The sequence below is a fragment of the Mammaliicoccus sp. D-M19 genome, from assembly GCF_022386695.1.
In the GTDB taxonomy this organism is placed as follows: domain Bacteria; phylum Bacillota; class Bacilli; order Staphylococcales; family Staphylococcaceae; genus Mammaliicoccus; species Mammaliicoccus sciuri.
In genome coordinates this window covers 930735-943748 of record NZ_JAJNHW010000001.1, presented here as the reverse complement: position 1 = coordinate 943748, position 13014 = coordinate 930735, and the positions used below count along the sequence as shown (strand labels likewise).

The window sequence follows — 13014 nt, the reverse complement described above, 5'->3', positions numbered from 1 at the left end:
GCGCAATTTTAATTGGTATGCAGGCTTTTTACAGATGTAGAAGTGTAAAAGAAGTTAATTCATTACTTTAGTAACGCGATAGTTTATAATGAATGATATTTTAATGTCTATTGTAATGGACAAACAAAAGTAAAACGCTTACATATATTTGTTTTATGATAAAGCTACAGGGAGGTTGTAAAAGTCATGGAAGGTGATAATCAAGAGAAGTTAATTCATTACTTATTAAATGCGCATTCATTTGTCGATTCAAATCGATTGGCTAAACATCTAGATGTTTCTACTAAAACGATTTATCGACTTGTTAAACGTATAAATGATTATTATAAAGAGCCTCTTATTATATCTGAAAAAGGTAAGGGCTATCGTATTGATGATAAAGAATATATTGAACAGCTCGAAACGGGGCAACTTTATCAAAATGATTTGTTTTCTCCTATTGAAAGACGAAATATGATGACAAAAGATTTATTATTAATCTCCCCTAAATCGATATCTATCTTTAATATTATCGAACGTTATTATATTTCTGAGAGTGTTCTGAACACAGATGAGAAAAAAATTGAAGAGATGTTAAAACGTTTTAATTTAAATTTAGAAAGAAAGAATCGTCATTTATCTATAAACGGTGATGAAAGTGATATTCGAAATGCATTGTTAGAACTTATTGGAGATGGGCAACTGTCTAATTTCTCTGCATATAATGTTATCGATCAAAATGAAGATAAAGATGCACATTTTGTTCAAGAACAAATTAATAAGATTGAGAATTATAAAGATATGATTATTCCTTATCCTTATAATGTGAACATTTTCTCTCATTTATATATCTTGATCATGCGCTTTAGAAAAAGAGGTGTGATTAAACAAGACAAAGATAGAAAGACAGCTGAATTGATAAAGTTAAAAAATGAGTATCAATCATTTTATAGAATGAGTGACATGATTATTGGCAATGTTGAACAATATCTTCATACTCAATTACCTGAAAATGAACGAATTTATTTGTTTGAATATCTCATTTCTTCTAGATTTGAAACGCAAAATGTTCAGCATAATCAAGAAGACATGCAATATTCACAAGGAGTCATCGATATAACAAATGCATTGATAGATGGTGCGAGTCAGGAATTAAATCAATCATTTAAAAATATTGATTTAGAGCAACAACTTCTTAAACATATTAAACCGATGCTAAATCGAATTGAACATGGGTTAAATGTTAGAAATGCTTTAATAGAACAAATTAAAATTGAATATCCACATGTATTTACAGTTATTCGACAGATTTCAGATCAAATTTCTGAAACGTATCATATTAAAAAAATGAATGACGATGAGATAGGCTTTTTAACATTGTATTTTGCGAAAGAACTTGAGAGAAATCCGAAGAAAATACAAACACTGATTACATGTACTACAGGCATAGGTACTTCTGAATTATTGAAAACAAAAATAGACAGAAATGTACCTGAAATTGAGATTGTAGATGTTAAATCTTCTTTTGATTTACAAGAAGATGACTTGCATAAAATAGATTTGATTATTTCAACTGTTCATATACCTGAAGTAAAGCAAATTCCAATCGTAGTCATCAGCGCAATGTTTAATAAGAATGACCAAATCAAATTGCGAAAGATGATAGAAATGTTAGGTGATCACAATGAATGAATCGTTATTTTATGAAATTAATACAACTAACGCAATGTATCAAGATGTCATAGAAGAAATAGGTAGTCAGTTAAAGAAGAATCAATACATTCAGTCTGAAAGTGTTTTTATTGAAGAGGTACATGAGCGAGAACATCATGGGAATATTGAAATTTTCCCAGAAGTGATTTTACCGCACATTCAAAGTGAGAACATTTTAAAGACTAAAATATTTTTAATTAAAAGTGAGACAAATATTATCAATTGGCATGACCAGTCATTGAAATTGATTATTTTGCTAAATCTTAAACCACAAGAAGATCAAGCAGTATTGCAAGACATTCAAGTATTTATGAGAAATTTAGCAGACGAAGACTTTGTAGAATCATTATTATAATTGGAGGAATGAAATATGAATATCGTGAGTATTTGTGCATGTACAGTAGGTATTGCACACACATATATCGCAGCTGAAAAGTTAGAAAAAGCAGCTGAAAAGAAAGGTCATAATATTAAAATCGAAACACAAGGCACAATTGGTGTAGAAAATGAATTGTCACCTGAAGATATAAAACAAGCTGATATCGTGTTGCTTGCTGTAGATGTAAAGGTAAGCGCTAAAGAAAGATTTGAAGGTAAAAAAGTCATCGAAATACCGACAGATGTCGCAATAAAATCTCCAAATAAATTAATAGAAAAAATCGAACAAATTTCAAAACAATAAAGGAGATGCCATATGAATTTAATAGATGTATTAGATGAGAACACAATCTTAACAGAACTTGAGACAAATAATAGAGAAGAAACTTTAGAAACACTCGTTCATTTATTTGATAAAGAACAATATATAGACAATTCAGAAGCATTTTTAGAAGCGGTTTATAAAAGAGAGTCAGAAGGCGTAACAGGTATTGGTAACTTTGTGGCGATTCCACATGGGAAAAGTAGTAGCGTTAACAAAGTTGGTATTGCAATTGGCGTCTTAAAAGATGAAGTAGAGTGGCCATCTTTAGATGATACAGGTGCGAAAGTCGTTATTTTACTTGCAGTTGGTGAAGATAACGACAATTCTAAAGAACATTTGAAACTCTTATCATTAATCGCAAGAAAGTTGAGTAATGATGAAGTGATTGAACAATTATTAAATTCTAAAAATAAAACAGAAGTTGTAGCAATTTTATCTAACTAACAAAGGGGGAGATAACGTGAAAACATTTTTTAATCAGTTGAATTTAAAAGGTCATTTACTTACGGCAATATCTTATTTGATTCCAGTTGTATGTGGAGCAGGATTCATGATTGCAATTGGAATGGCGTTAGGCGGAGATTCATCAACAGATTTAACGAAGACTGGCTATTCATTCTGGGATGTACTTGCAACACTTGGTGGAGCTGGACTGGGTATGTTACCAGTCGTTATTGCAACAGGTATCGCTTATTCAATTGCTGATAAGCCGGGTATAGCACCTGGACTCGTTATTGGTTTAACAGCTAATGCAGTTGGATCAGGTTTTATCGGAGGTTTAATAGGTGGCTTCTTGGCAGGTTATCTTGTTGTATTAATTATTAAATATATCAAAATGCCAAATTGGGCAAAAGGCTTAATGCCCATGCTTGTAATTCCATTTATCGCTTCACTTATAGGTGGGCTTATTATGGTCTATGTAATCGGCGCGCCAATTACACAATTTACGCATATTTTAACGGAGTATTTGCAATCACTCAGCGGTACTTCTAAATTAATTTATGGCATTATCATCGGAGTATTAGCAAGTGTCGATTATGGTGGTCCAATTAATAAGACAGTATTTGCATTTGTATTAACTTTACAAGCACAAGGTATTCATGAACCTATAACAGCATTGATTGTCGTTAACACAGCTACACCAATTGGATTCGCATTTGCATATTGGATTGGAAGATTAATGCGTAAAAATATTTATAAAAAAGTAGAAGTAGAAACATTAAAAACAGCATTCCCAATGGGGATTATTGAAATTGTAGAAGGCGTCTTACCGATTGTTTTAAATGACATTATTAGATGTGTTATTGCTACAGGAATCGGTGGTGCAGTAGGTGGCGCGATTTCAATGGTGATGAACGCTGACTCGAAAGTACCGTTTGGTGGCATGTTGGCAATTCCAACAATGTCTCAGCCATTAGGTTTCGTCATCGCTATCGCAGCAAATGTTATTGTTACGGCTCTAGTACTTGTGCTACTTAAAAAACCTGTAAATGAATCAGAAGAAATGGTCGATGAAATCGAAGAAGATGACATAGAATTAGGCGATATTAAAGTATACTAATGGAGGTTTAACATATGGAGAATGTAAAGTTTTCACCATCATTAATGACGATGGACTTAGATAAATTTAGCGAGCAGATTACATTTTTGAATCAGCACGTAGAATCTTATCATATAGATATTATGGACGGTCATTATGTCCCGAATATTACACTTTCACCTTGGTTTATTGAACAAGTTAAGAAAATTTCTGACGTACCCGTTTCTGCACATTTAATGGTCACGGAGCCTTCATTTTGGGTGGATGAATTATTAAAAGTAGATACAGATTATATATGTATACATGCAGAAGTCGTCAATGGTGTCGCTTACCGATTGATTCATAAGATTCATGATCAAGGTAAAAAAGTAGGGATCGTATTAAATCCAGAAACACCCATTGAAGTGATTAAACCATATATTCAATATTTAGATAAGATCACAATTATGACCGTTGACCCAGGGTTTGCTGGAGAAAAATTTATCGATGAAACATTAAATAAAATAGTAGAATTAAGAAAGTTAAGAGATGAACATCAATACAAATATTTAATTGAAATGGATGGTTCTTCAAATAAGAAGACATTTAGTAAAATTCAAAAAGCCAATCCAGATATTTATATATTGGGAAGAAGCGGGCTATTCGGTTTAGATGAACGTATTGACGAAGCATGGCACAAAATGATAGCAGACTTTAATAATGCATTAACTGAAGTATAACTAATAATACCGCCACCTGAGTTGGACGACAACTCAGGTGGCGGTTAAATTATATTTAAACTATTTAATTATATCTATTAATTCTTTCTTAGATGCTGACCTTGCTGGTATCCAACCAAATACAATACCAATTAATGTTGAAACGCCGACAGCTAGTAAAATAGATCCTAGGCTCACAACACTTTGAACCATATCAGGCGTAACGGCTTCTACAAGTTTAGAAATCAAGATACCTATGATTAATCCTATAATGCCACCGATTAGACATAGCACGATACTTTCTATTAAGAATTGAATTTCAATGTCTCGACCTTTAGCTCCAAACGCACGTCTTATCGCAATTTCTTCTGTACGTTCAGCGACTGAAATATACATAACATTCATCACACCTATACCCGCAATGAATAATGAAATACCTGCTACTGCTGCAACAAAGTACGTAATCGCATCGAATACTTGTGTGATACTTTTCATGATTTCTTCCATATCTGAATACTGATAACTACCTTCGCTCATGCCTGAACCTCTTTTATTTAAGAGCTTAGCTGCCTTATTAGCGATTTCTTTTTTGTTATCATCGTTATCTACTTTTAATTCAAGTTGTGGAAGTTCCTGACTTAAGTCGCCCATATATCGATTGAATGTTTCGCTAGGCATATTGACTGTATTTTCATACATAGGATTATTGACAATACCTATAATTTTAAATCCTTGGTCATCTATAAATAACGTCTTGCCAATCGCGTCACCTTTGAACGCTTTTTTAGCGATCGTTTGATCGATTGTGACGACTTTTTCTTTCAATTCATTATCTGATTGTGTGAACCCTTTACCTTCAGATGCATTGTCGACATGGTCTTTTTTAAAGATATTGATGTCAGATTGCTTTTGTGAATTGGTCATTTTTGCTCCATAACTTTGACTGTCATCTTCTTTAATTTTAGCATCTGTGACACCATCTATTTGTTTGACGAGCTCAATATCTTGTTTGTCGAATGGATTTTCTTTAGAGCCTTCCATATTTTCAGGCATGAAGCTAATCATAGCTTGTCCTTTACTCGCACCCGTATCAGCAAATTCATCAGATGCCGTCTTTTTAAAACCATTACCTAAAGACATAATGGTAATGACGGCAGCTATACCGATAATAATACCAATCATCGTAAAGATGTTACGGCGTTTATTCTTCATGATAGATTTGAGAGAGACTGATATGATATTCGGTAAGTTCTTCATTCTATCACCTCTTCTCGCTGAACACGACCATCTAATATGTGTATCACGCGATCAGCTTGTTCAGCTACTTTACGATCATGTGTAACAATAATCATCGTTGTATTTTGTTCGCGATTAAGTCGTACAAATAAATCCATAATATCTTTAGAAGTTTGAGAATCAAGCGCACCTGTTGGTTCATCAGCGATAATGAATTTAGGTTTGTTGACAATCGAGCGCGCGATGGCGACACGTTGTTGTTGACCACCCGATAATTTATTCGGTACAAGATGTTTTTTATCTGCTATTCCAACGTCTTTTAAGACAGATTCAACACGTTGTTTACGTTCTTTTGAAGACATACCTGAATATAATAGGGGGATACTAACATTCTCCATAATCGTATTATTTTGTATCAATTTAAAATTTTGAAAGACAAAACCGACTGTTTTATTTCTAATAAAGGCAAGCTTATTATCTGAAACTTGTTGATAATTCTCATCATCAAACAGATATTCACCTGTGTACCCTCTATCTATAAACCCTAAAATATTAATTAGTGTACTTTTCCCAGAACCTGAAGGTCCCATAATCGCGATAAATTCACCTGTATCAATAGATATATTAATATCTTTCAATATATGATTTGTTTCTTCTCCGTTTTTAAAGTGTCGATTCACATTAACTAAATTAATCATGATGCTATCTCAACCTTTTCACCATTATTTAATGTTTTCTTAGGTGAAATGATCAGTTTATCGCCAGATTTAAGTCCTTTCTCAACATAGATTTCACCGTTTTGTCGTTTAATATTAATATGTCGTTTATGAACTTTATGATTTTTATCGACAACAAATACATGATTACCTTTTGTTAATACAGATTTAGGTAATTTAATCGTATCTAAAGGGATTTCTCCTTCAGTTGAGAAACCACTACGTACAGAAATGTCTAATTTACCAATCGTTACTTGATATTTAGAGTTGCCTTTACCAACACTTGGATTATTAGAAACAGGATTAGATGTCTGCGTTGTTTCACTTTCTGGATCTGCAGTATTCATCGATTCACTTTGGTTACTATCATCGTAACTTGTAGGTAATTCAGAAATCTTTGTTATTTTCCCTTTACCTTCTTCGCCAGTACTATTCACTGTTACATTAACTGCATCGCCAACCTTAATTTTAGTAATATCAAATTCAGATACAGAAGTTTTGATTTGAGGTTCACTTGCGACTAATTTTAAAATCGCTTCACCACTGTTAGCGTCATTATCATTTTCCATTTCGACTTTACCATCAAATGAAGCATACATACTTTCGTTTACTTGACGATTGTACTGCGATAACTGTTTATTAGCATCATTTAATGTATTTAAATCTTTAGATAAAGTGTTTTGTAAATCATTATTGTTCGGTTGCTGATTAATATTTTGGTAGTCTTGATCTATTTTGTTTTGTGCAGCATTTACTTTATCTTGTAAATCTTGGCGCTTTTGATCATTCACATTATAGTTAATCAATTGATCACCTTGTTTAACAGATTGGCCATCTTCAACAACTGTACTCACAAATTCACCTAACTGATCATTATTGTTATAAGTTTTAATTTTAGTAGGTGCAGCCTTACCAGAAATACTTAAAGGAGATTCCTTTTTAACTTTATATGTATCATAACCGTCATTTTTATCGTCTGTGTCATTTGTCGTTTGTTTTACAATAAGCGCAACAACAACTAACAAAACGATAACGATAATCCCGATTATCCAAAATAATTTACGCTTCAACTTATTCCACTCCTATATATTTTTATTCTCACATGGGAAATGTTACCACAGTTAGGAACAATAAAAAATAATACTTATGAGATTTAAGAATATTAAATTTGTAATTAATTATTCATGGTTTTTTATGTAATTCACAAACAATAGCGGAATCATACATGAGTGATAGAGCGTAAAATTAAAAATATCCATAAAAAAGTACAAAAAAATAACCATCTCTAACTTTGGACAGTTTAATGGTTATTTTTTATAAATAATTAACTAGCCACCGTCTTTTTAACGGGCTCATAGGCAACGTGTGACAGCACGTTGCCTTTTATGTATATATTATAAAATAAATACATATATTTTGTCTATTATAATACTGAAACAATGTTACAAATAATGGGAATTTGGTATAATATAACAGAGCAAGTTAGATAGATGGTGGCTAATCTCTTAAATAAAGGGGTGATGCCTATGATAATGGTTTCAACTCCTAGAAAGGAGTAATATGACTGATTATGAAATACTGATGATTGTTATTTCAATCATTGGTTTAGTATTAATTAGTAAAAATAACCATAAAAAATAACCATCGCTAACTTTGGTATGTTTCGATGGTTATTATTAACCAATTAAATAAAGCCACCGTCTTTTTAACGGGCTCATGGGCAACGTGTGACAGCACGTTGCCTTTTTCATTTACATAATAGCATAATTTGGTATATTTTGTCTATTTCTGTTGAGTAATCATATGAATATTTAATTTCCATAGTTCCTTAAGAAGTACATGAATATCATATTCTATGCAAAAATTAAATAACGATTATAAAATTTAAGAATATTAATTATATAATTAAGTATTTTATTAATGCTTTATGAATGTTAACCTTAAATTATACAAAAAGCAAAGGAGTATAGTGATGAAACATTCAAATTTATTATTTGCACCAACTTTAAACAACTATAGAGAACGACCTAAGTGGTTGTTAAATATGATTTTGGTCATTATTTTATCAGTTGCTTCAATATGGATTACATCAATAACAAATGATCTTACAGCTGATTTAAAAGAAGCTGGATTAAGTGAAACTGAAATTAATCAAATGTCTACATTTACTACAGTATTTGCATACATAGGTGGTATTTTAGCACCAATAATAGGCATTGCTTTTTCGTTTCTAATCTTTCTAATTATCTCAAAAATTATGAAATCTGATGTAAAAGCTTCAAGTTTATTCGCAGCTGCAACGTTTGTAAAATTAATTACAACAATCTTTAATCTTATCGTTATAGCTATTATAGCAATTGTAGGTTTAGATCCAGTTAAACACTCTATTTCAAGTTTGGCAGTATTTAGCCAAAGTAATGATTATCTCGATGTATTTGATTTATCAACATTATTAGCAGTATATTTATTTGGAGTTGTATTATATGCAACAAGTAGATTTAAAGGAAAGACAGCAGTAATATGGACTGTGATTTATCTTGTTGTCGTAATTGGAATAGGTTTAATTCAAGCAAGTATATAAGGAATTGATCAATAAAGCCCGTTTTCAAGGAAACGGGCTTTAAATATTATTTATAATTTTTTAAGTAATACGCGCCACCTAAAAGTCCGACAGGAATTCCAAATAAAGGTGTGATGAGAACGCTTAAGACAACAACCGCAACTAGTACAACTGCGATATTATAACCCGTTAATTCTAACTCAAGTAAATCGTTGAAACTTTTCTGAAGTAATTCTTTTACTTTCATGCTTAACCCTCCATTGATATTCTTTCTTATAATTTATGTGAGATTATTCATTTCATATTATACCATCTCATATAATTACTGGTAAAACAGATAACATTTTCATCTCTTTAATATATATGATTACCATAATTATGTATAAAATGTTACATTTATATTATAAAGAAATATATTATGAATATCATAAGTTTTTGAGTCTTTAAAATAATATTAACAACGAAAGAGGTATATCACATGGGTTTTTATATAATGTTACTTTCATTTATATTAGGTTTAGTTATAGTAGTAGTTGGTATAAAACGTAGAAAAGAGCATAATATTTATAAAGGATCTATAGTTGTTGGTGCAGTTCTTATTATCTTTGCTATTTATTTAGGATGGCCAAAATAAAGAATAATGTACCAAAGGGTGAATCTTTATGAAACAAATTATTTTATTAATATTAATAGCAGGTATACTTCCAATTATCGCAACAAATTTAGAAGGAAGTTTAACTAACTTATCTGCTGTATTATGGGGAGTTTCAATATTTCTCTTTATAATAGCTGCATATAAAGTAGTAAAAAAGGTCATGAATTAGGGTGGCTCTTTTAATAAAAACAGACGATACACGCTATGTCTTTATCTCTTATTTAAGTGAAATGTGACGGAGTGTATCGTTATTTTATATTTATACATTTTGATTTTGAGATTTTAACTTTTTAGAAGTGATGATATTGACGATTAACCAAACGAGTTGTGTTAAGAATGGAATGATAAAAAGTGTTGCCATGATACCAATAGAGAACCATTTTAATTCTGTTGTTTGCACAGCTCCAGTGGCATCGACTTCTCTAAACCATAAAAAGATTGAGAACGTTAAAAATGCACCAACTTCAATGATTGTTAAAATCCACCACAATATCCAAGATACTTTCATGAGAATGCCTCTTTTCAGTATATTTATAGAATATAATATTATATATTACATTATCATTCGTTTAGTATATTAGCAATATGAATCAAATTTTTATATATTTAAATTGTTATCATATATTTAGGCGGTGATTCATATTGAAATATGATGATATTATTCAAAAAACTATATTCTGGATAGAAGACAATTTACAAGAAGATATAACTACTAAAGATATAACGAATATTGCTGGCTTTTCAAAATATCATTTCCATAGAATATTCTTAGCATATACTGGAGTTTCATTTACAAATTATATTAGGAGAAGAAGAATTACTCAGTCAGCTCAAATGTTATTAAATTCAAAGCATAAAATTATAGATATAGCTATGTATTATCGATTTGAATCTCAAGAAGCTTTTACTAGAGCATTTAAAAAATATTATGGATTACCTCCTGGACAATACAGAAAAATAATGAAAGATGTAAAAATAAAAGGAGGAAAATATAATATGAAAAATGATATTAAAGGTTGGTTTCTAAGTGGTAGTAATCCAGATGATTATGTGATGAGTATTGATGATGAAGTTGTTTACCAAGGTAAAGTTTCAGCAAGGTTAGAATCAAGAAATAATAAGAGAAATAATGGTTTTGCTACTATGATGCAACAGTTCAATGCTAAGAAGTATCTTAATAAACGAATGAAATTATCAGCATTTATTAAAACAGATAAAGTTATTGAGTCTACTGGCTTGTGGATGAGAGTAGATGATAAATATGAAGATATTTTGCAATTCGATAATATGTCAAATAGACAAATTAAAGGTACAAATAGTTGGAATATTTACTCTGTAGTATTAGATATTCCTGAACAAAGTGAAGTGATTTCTATGGGCATTTTATTAAATGGCTCTGGTAAAGTTTGGGTTGATAATATTAAATTTACAAACGTAGATTTAAATATACCTTCTACAAATATGTCCATGGAGAGAAATTTATTAGATGAACCAATCAATTTAAGTTTTGAAGATTAATATGAGTTTGAGGAGGGTTATAGTGGTTAAGAATTTAATGGAATGGGTTGCGTCTATCGTTGTTGCTATTGTTGTGGCGTGGCTTATTGCGACTTTTTTATTTAGTAGATATGAGGTGCATGGACAGTCTATGTATCCTACGTTTAATGATAAAGACAATTTGATTGTTAGTAAAATTTCGAAAACGCTTGGTACGATTGATAGAGGTGATGTGATTATTTTTCATGCGAATGAAGAAAAGGATTATATTAAGAGGTTAATAGGTGTACCTGGTGACACTGTCAGTTATAAGAATGATCAATTATATATCAATCATGAAAAAGTTGCAGAACCTTATTTAGATTTTAATAAGAAGCATAAATTCACGGAATATTTAACGGAAAACTTTGATGTATCAGATACAAAAAATTCTGAAGGTGAAAAAGTAATTCCAGAAGGTAAATATTTAGTCCTCGGTGATAATCGTTTGAATAGTAACGATAGTCGCCAAGATGTTGGGCTCATTACCGACGAACAAATTGTAGGAAAAGCTAAAATAAGAATTTTACCAACGAATAATATGAAATATGACTTTTACGCTGATTCGTTTGATCATGTAAATGAGAATTGATTGGAACAATATGCTAAACTTTAATTAACTGCATGTAGACTTTATAGAATAGGATGAGGCTAATGTCATTTGAGATTGAGACTTTAGATAAAGAGAAGAATATAGATTTGATTACAATCTATGATGAGCGTTCAAAGGTTCAATTCACGAATTTTGGTATGCGGATTGTCGATTGGAAAATTGATGGTAGATCCGTTATCCTTGGTCCGACTGAAAGAGATGATTTAATAGAATATTATGAGCAAAATCCTTATTTCTTTGGTGCGACTGTTGCAAGATATGGTGGCAGAATTGAAAATGGTCAGTTTGTATTAAATGGTGAATCCTATCAGATTGAACAAAATGATGGTGTGCATAATTTACATGGTGGTTCTAATGGGTTGCATACTCAAGTGTTTGATTATGACATTGTTAATGAAGATGATATTGTCCGTATTGTATATCATGTAGAATTGAAACATTCAGTTGATCATTTTCCAGGTGATATTAATATGACTGTAACACATCAATATGATTTAACGAATTTGAAGTGGTCAATTATATATGAAGCAACGAGTACTGAAGATACTTTATTGAATCCGATGAATCATGTGTATTTTAATTTGAATGAAACAAATGCATCTATTGAAAACCATCAACTTCATCATAACGTTCGATTATATCCGCTAAAGGATAATCAAATTGTGGAATCTCTCGATACAGAGAAGATTAATGTAGAAACTGGGAAAGATAGTATAACTTTTAAAGATATATTCGAAAGTGGATTACAACAAATCAAGCAATTTAATGGTATTGATCATCCAGTGAAATTAGAAGATGGCACTTTCAAAGTGTCGAATGATAAATTGGAACTTGAAATGACGACTAATCAGAATGAAGTTGTCATATTTACATTGAACGATGTAAATTGGAATGATCGCAAAGACTCTATTCATGTACATAGTGGCTTTACATTAGAAACGCAATCACTACCTAATGATATTAATTTATTAAATGAATCAGCACCATCAATTTTAAGAAATGGCGACACATTTAATAGTGTCACAAGTTATCAAATCAATTATAAAAAATAGTTTATATAATAGA

Annotated in this window: 17 protein-coding genes; 12 read left to right on the top strand and 5 right to left on the bottom strand. The window is 31.0% G+C overall.

What is annotated here, in order from left to right; genetic code table 11:
* The first annotated feature begins 186 nt into the window (after window positions 1-186).
* From LQ675_RS04790 to alsE, 6 genes are read left to right on the top strand one after another with little or no spacing between them, the layout of a single operon-like run.
* Entirely contained in the window at window positions 187-1671 is a 1485-nt protein-coding gene (locus LQ675_RS04790) for a BglG family transcription antiterminator (protein WP_107602315.1), read from the top strand.
* Window positions 1664-2047, top strand: coding sequence for a PTS sugar transporter subunit IIA (locus LQ675_RS04785; protein WP_239726558.1), 384 nt, complete (start codon window positions 1664-1666; stop codon window positions 2045-2047). The genes LQ675_RS04790 and LQ675_RS04785 overlap by 8 nt, the downstream gene beginning before the upstream one ends.
* A 15-nt stretch (window positions 2048-2062) precedes the next feature.
* On the top strand, window positions 2063-2374 hold the full coding sequence (locus LQ675_RS04780; protein ID WP_239726559.1) for a PTS fructose transporter subunit IIB: 312 nt from the start codon (window positions 2063-2065) through the stop codon (window positions 2372-2374).
* A 12-nt stretch (window positions 2375-2386) separates the two neighbouring features.
* Window positions 2387-2839, top strand: coding sequence for a PTS sugar transporter subunit IIA (locus LQ675_RS04775; protein WP_048541537.1), 453 nt, complete (start codon window positions 2387-2389; stop codon window positions 2837-2839).
* A gap of 16 nt (window positions 2840-2855) precedes the next feature.
* Window positions 2856-3956: a PTS fructose transporter subunit IIC gene (locus LQ675_RS04770; protein ID WP_152291871.1), complete on the top strand. Its 1101-nt coding sequence runs from the start codon at window positions 2856-2858 to the stop codon at window positions 3954-3956.
* A 14-nt stretch (window positions 3957-3970) separates the two neighbouring features.
* The gene (gene alsE / locus LQ675_RS04765; RefSeq protein WP_239726560.1) at window positions 3971-4654 is read left to right on the top strand and encodes a D-allulose 6-phosphate 3-epimerase; all 684 of its coding nucleotides are present in this window, start codon (window positions 3971-3973) and stop codon (window positions 4652-4654) included.
* A 60-nt stretch (window positions 4655-4714) separates the two neighbouring features.
* On the opposite strand, the gene LQ675_RS04760 is transcribed toward alsE, so the two are convergent.
* The 3 genes from LQ675_RS04760 to LQ675_RS04750 are packed head-to-tail and all read right to left on the bottom strand — an operon-like array spanning window position 4715 to window position 7655.
* Window positions 4715-5890, bottom strand: a complete 1176-nt coding sequence (locus tag LQ675_RS04760; RefSeq protein ID WP_239726561.1) for an ABC transporter permease — start codon at window positions 5888-5890, stop codon at window positions 4715-4717.
* Window positions 5887-6567 (bottom strand): ABC transporter ATP-binding protein, encoded by a 681-nt coding sequence (locus tag LQ675_RS04755; protein WP_049319519.1) that lies wholly within the window; start codon window positions 6565-6567, stop codon window positions 5887-5889. The genes LQ675_RS04760 and LQ675_RS04755 overlap by 4 nt, the downstream gene beginning before the upstream one ends.
* A complete protein-coding gene (locus tag LQ675_RS04750) occupies window positions 6564-7655 on the bottom strand; it encodes an efflux RND transporter periplasmic adaptor subunit (protein ID WP_239726562.1) in 1092 nt (363 codons plus the stop codon). Before LQ675_RS04750 ends, LQ675_RS04755 begins: the two co-directional genes overlap by 4 nt.
* A gap of 902 nt (window positions 7656-8557) precedes the next feature.
* On the opposite strand from LQ675_RS04750, the gene LQ675_RS04745 reads away from it, so the two are divergent.
* Window positions 8558-9166, top strand: coding sequence for a YIP1 family protein (locus tag LQ675_RS04745; protein ID WP_172965084.1), 609 nt, complete (start codon window positions 8558-8560; stop codon window positions 9164-9166).
* Window positions 9167-9212: 46 nt separating this feature from the next.
* On the opposite strand, the gene LQ675_RS04740 is transcribed toward LQ675_RS04745, so the two are convergent.
* Complete coding sequence (locus tag LQ675_RS04740; protein ID WP_048541552.1) at window positions 9213-9392, bottom strand: VraH family peptide resistance protein; 180 nt, start codon at window positions 9390-9392, stop codon at window positions 9213-9215.
* Between the two features lie 231 nt (window positions 9393-9623).
* On the opposite strand from LQ675_RS04740, the gene LQ675_RS04735 reads away from it, so the two are divergent.
* Both LQ675_RS04735 and LQ675_RS04730 read left to right on the top strand, forming a co-directional pair.
* Window positions 9624-9779, top strand: a complete 156-nt coding sequence (locus LQ675_RS04735; RefSeq protein WP_037590088.1) for a hypothetical protein — start codon at window positions 9624-9626, stop codon at window positions 9777-9779.
* A gap of 28 nt (window positions 9780-9807) precedes the next feature.
* Window positions 9808-9969 (top strand): hypothetical protein, encoded by a 162-nt coding sequence (locus LQ675_RS04730; protein WP_158259706.1) that lies wholly within the window; start codon window positions 9808-9810, stop codon window positions 9967-9969.
* A gap of 90 nt (window positions 9970-10059) precedes the next feature.
* Here LQ675_RS04730 and LQ675_RS04725 read toward each other — a convergent pair whose 3' ends face one another.
* Window positions 10060-10308, bottom strand: coding sequence for a DUF3923 family protein (locus LQ675_RS04725; RefSeq protein ID WP_048541555.1), 249 nt, complete (start codon window positions 10306-10308; stop codon window positions 10060-10062).
* 134 nt (window positions 10309-10442) lie between these two features.
* Between LQ675_RS04725 and LQ675_RS04720 the strand changes: the two genes are divergently transcribed.
* The 3 genes from LQ675_RS04720 (at window position 10443) to LQ675_RS04710 (ending at window position 13001) form a co-directional block, all read left to right on the top strand.
* Entirely contained in the window at window positions 10443-11318 is an 876-nt protein-coding gene (locus LQ675_RS04720; RefSeq protein WP_239726563.1) for a helix-turn-helix transcriptional regulator, read from the top strand.
* Window positions 11319-11340: 22 nt separating this feature from the next.
* On the top strand, window positions 11341-11928 hold the full coding sequence (lepB, locus tag LQ675_RS04715; RefSeq protein ID WP_048541558.1) for a signal peptidase I: 588 nt from the start codon (window positions 11341-11343) through the stop codon (window positions 11926-11928).
* Between the two features lie 62 nt (window positions 11929-11990).
* A complete protein-coding gene (locus LQ675_RS04710; RefSeq protein WP_239726564.1) occupies window positions 11991-13001 on the top strand; it encodes an aldose epimerase family protein in 1011 nt (336 codons plus the stop codon).
* Window positions 13002-13014 lie beyond the last annotated feature (13 nt).

What these genes read in the sequence shown, in the direction of transcription:
- LQ675_RS04780 (WP_239726559.1), top strand. Translation starts at nt 2,063, where the DNA reads ATGAATATCGTGAGTATTTGTGCATGTACAGTAGGTATTGCACACACA.
- LQ675_RS04790 (WP_107602315.1), top strand. Translation starts at nt 187, where the DNA reads ATGGAAGGTGATAATCAAGAGAAGTTAATTCATTACTTATTAAATGCG.
- alsE (WP_239726560.1), top strand. Translation starts at nt 3,971, where the DNA reads ATGGAGAATGTAAAGTTTTCACCATCATTAATGACGATGGACTTAGAT.
- LQ675_RS04730 (WP_158259706.1), top strand. Translation starts at nt 9,808, where the DNA reads ATGAAACAAATTATTTTATTAATATTAATAGCAGGTATACTTCCAATT.
- LQ675_RS04755 (WP_049319519.1), bottom strand. Translation starts at nt 6,567, where the DNA reads ATGATTAATTTAGTTAATGTGAATCGACACTTTAAAAACGGAGAAGAA.
- LQ675_RS04740 (WP_048541552.1), bottom strand. Translation starts at nt 9,392, where the DNA reads ATGAAAGTAAAAGAATTACTTCAGAAAAGTTTCAACGATTTACTTGAG.
- LQ675_RS04735 (WP_037590088.1), top strand. Translation starts at nt 9,624, where the DNA reads ATGGGTTTTTATATAATGTTACTTTCATTTATATTAGGTTTAGTTATA.
- LQ675_RS04760 (WP_239726561.1), bottom strand. Translation starts at nt 5,890, where the DNA reads ATGAAGAACTTACCGAATATCATATCAGTCTCTCTCAAATCTATCATG.
- LQ675_RS04785 (WP_239726558.1), top strand. Translation starts at nt 1,664, where the DNA reads ATGAATGAATCGTTATTTTATGAAATTAATACAACTAACGCAATGTAT.
- LQ675_RS04775 (WP_048541537.1), top strand. Translation starts at nt 2,387, where the DNA reads ATGAATTTAATAGATGTATTAGATGAGAACACAATCTTAACAGAACTT.
- LQ675_RS04710 (WP_239726564.1), top strand. Translation starts at nt 11,991, where the DNA reads ATGTCATTTGAGATTGAGACTTTAGATAAAGAGAAGAATATAGATTTG.
- LQ675_RS04745 (WP_172965084.1), top strand. Translation starts at nt 8,558, where the DNA reads ATGAAACATTCAAATTTATTATTTGCACCAACTTTAAACAACTATAGA.
- LQ675_RS04725 (WP_048541555.1), bottom strand. Translation starts at nt 10,308, where the DNA reads ATGAAAGTATCTTGGATATTGTGGTGGATTTTAACAATCATTGAAGTT.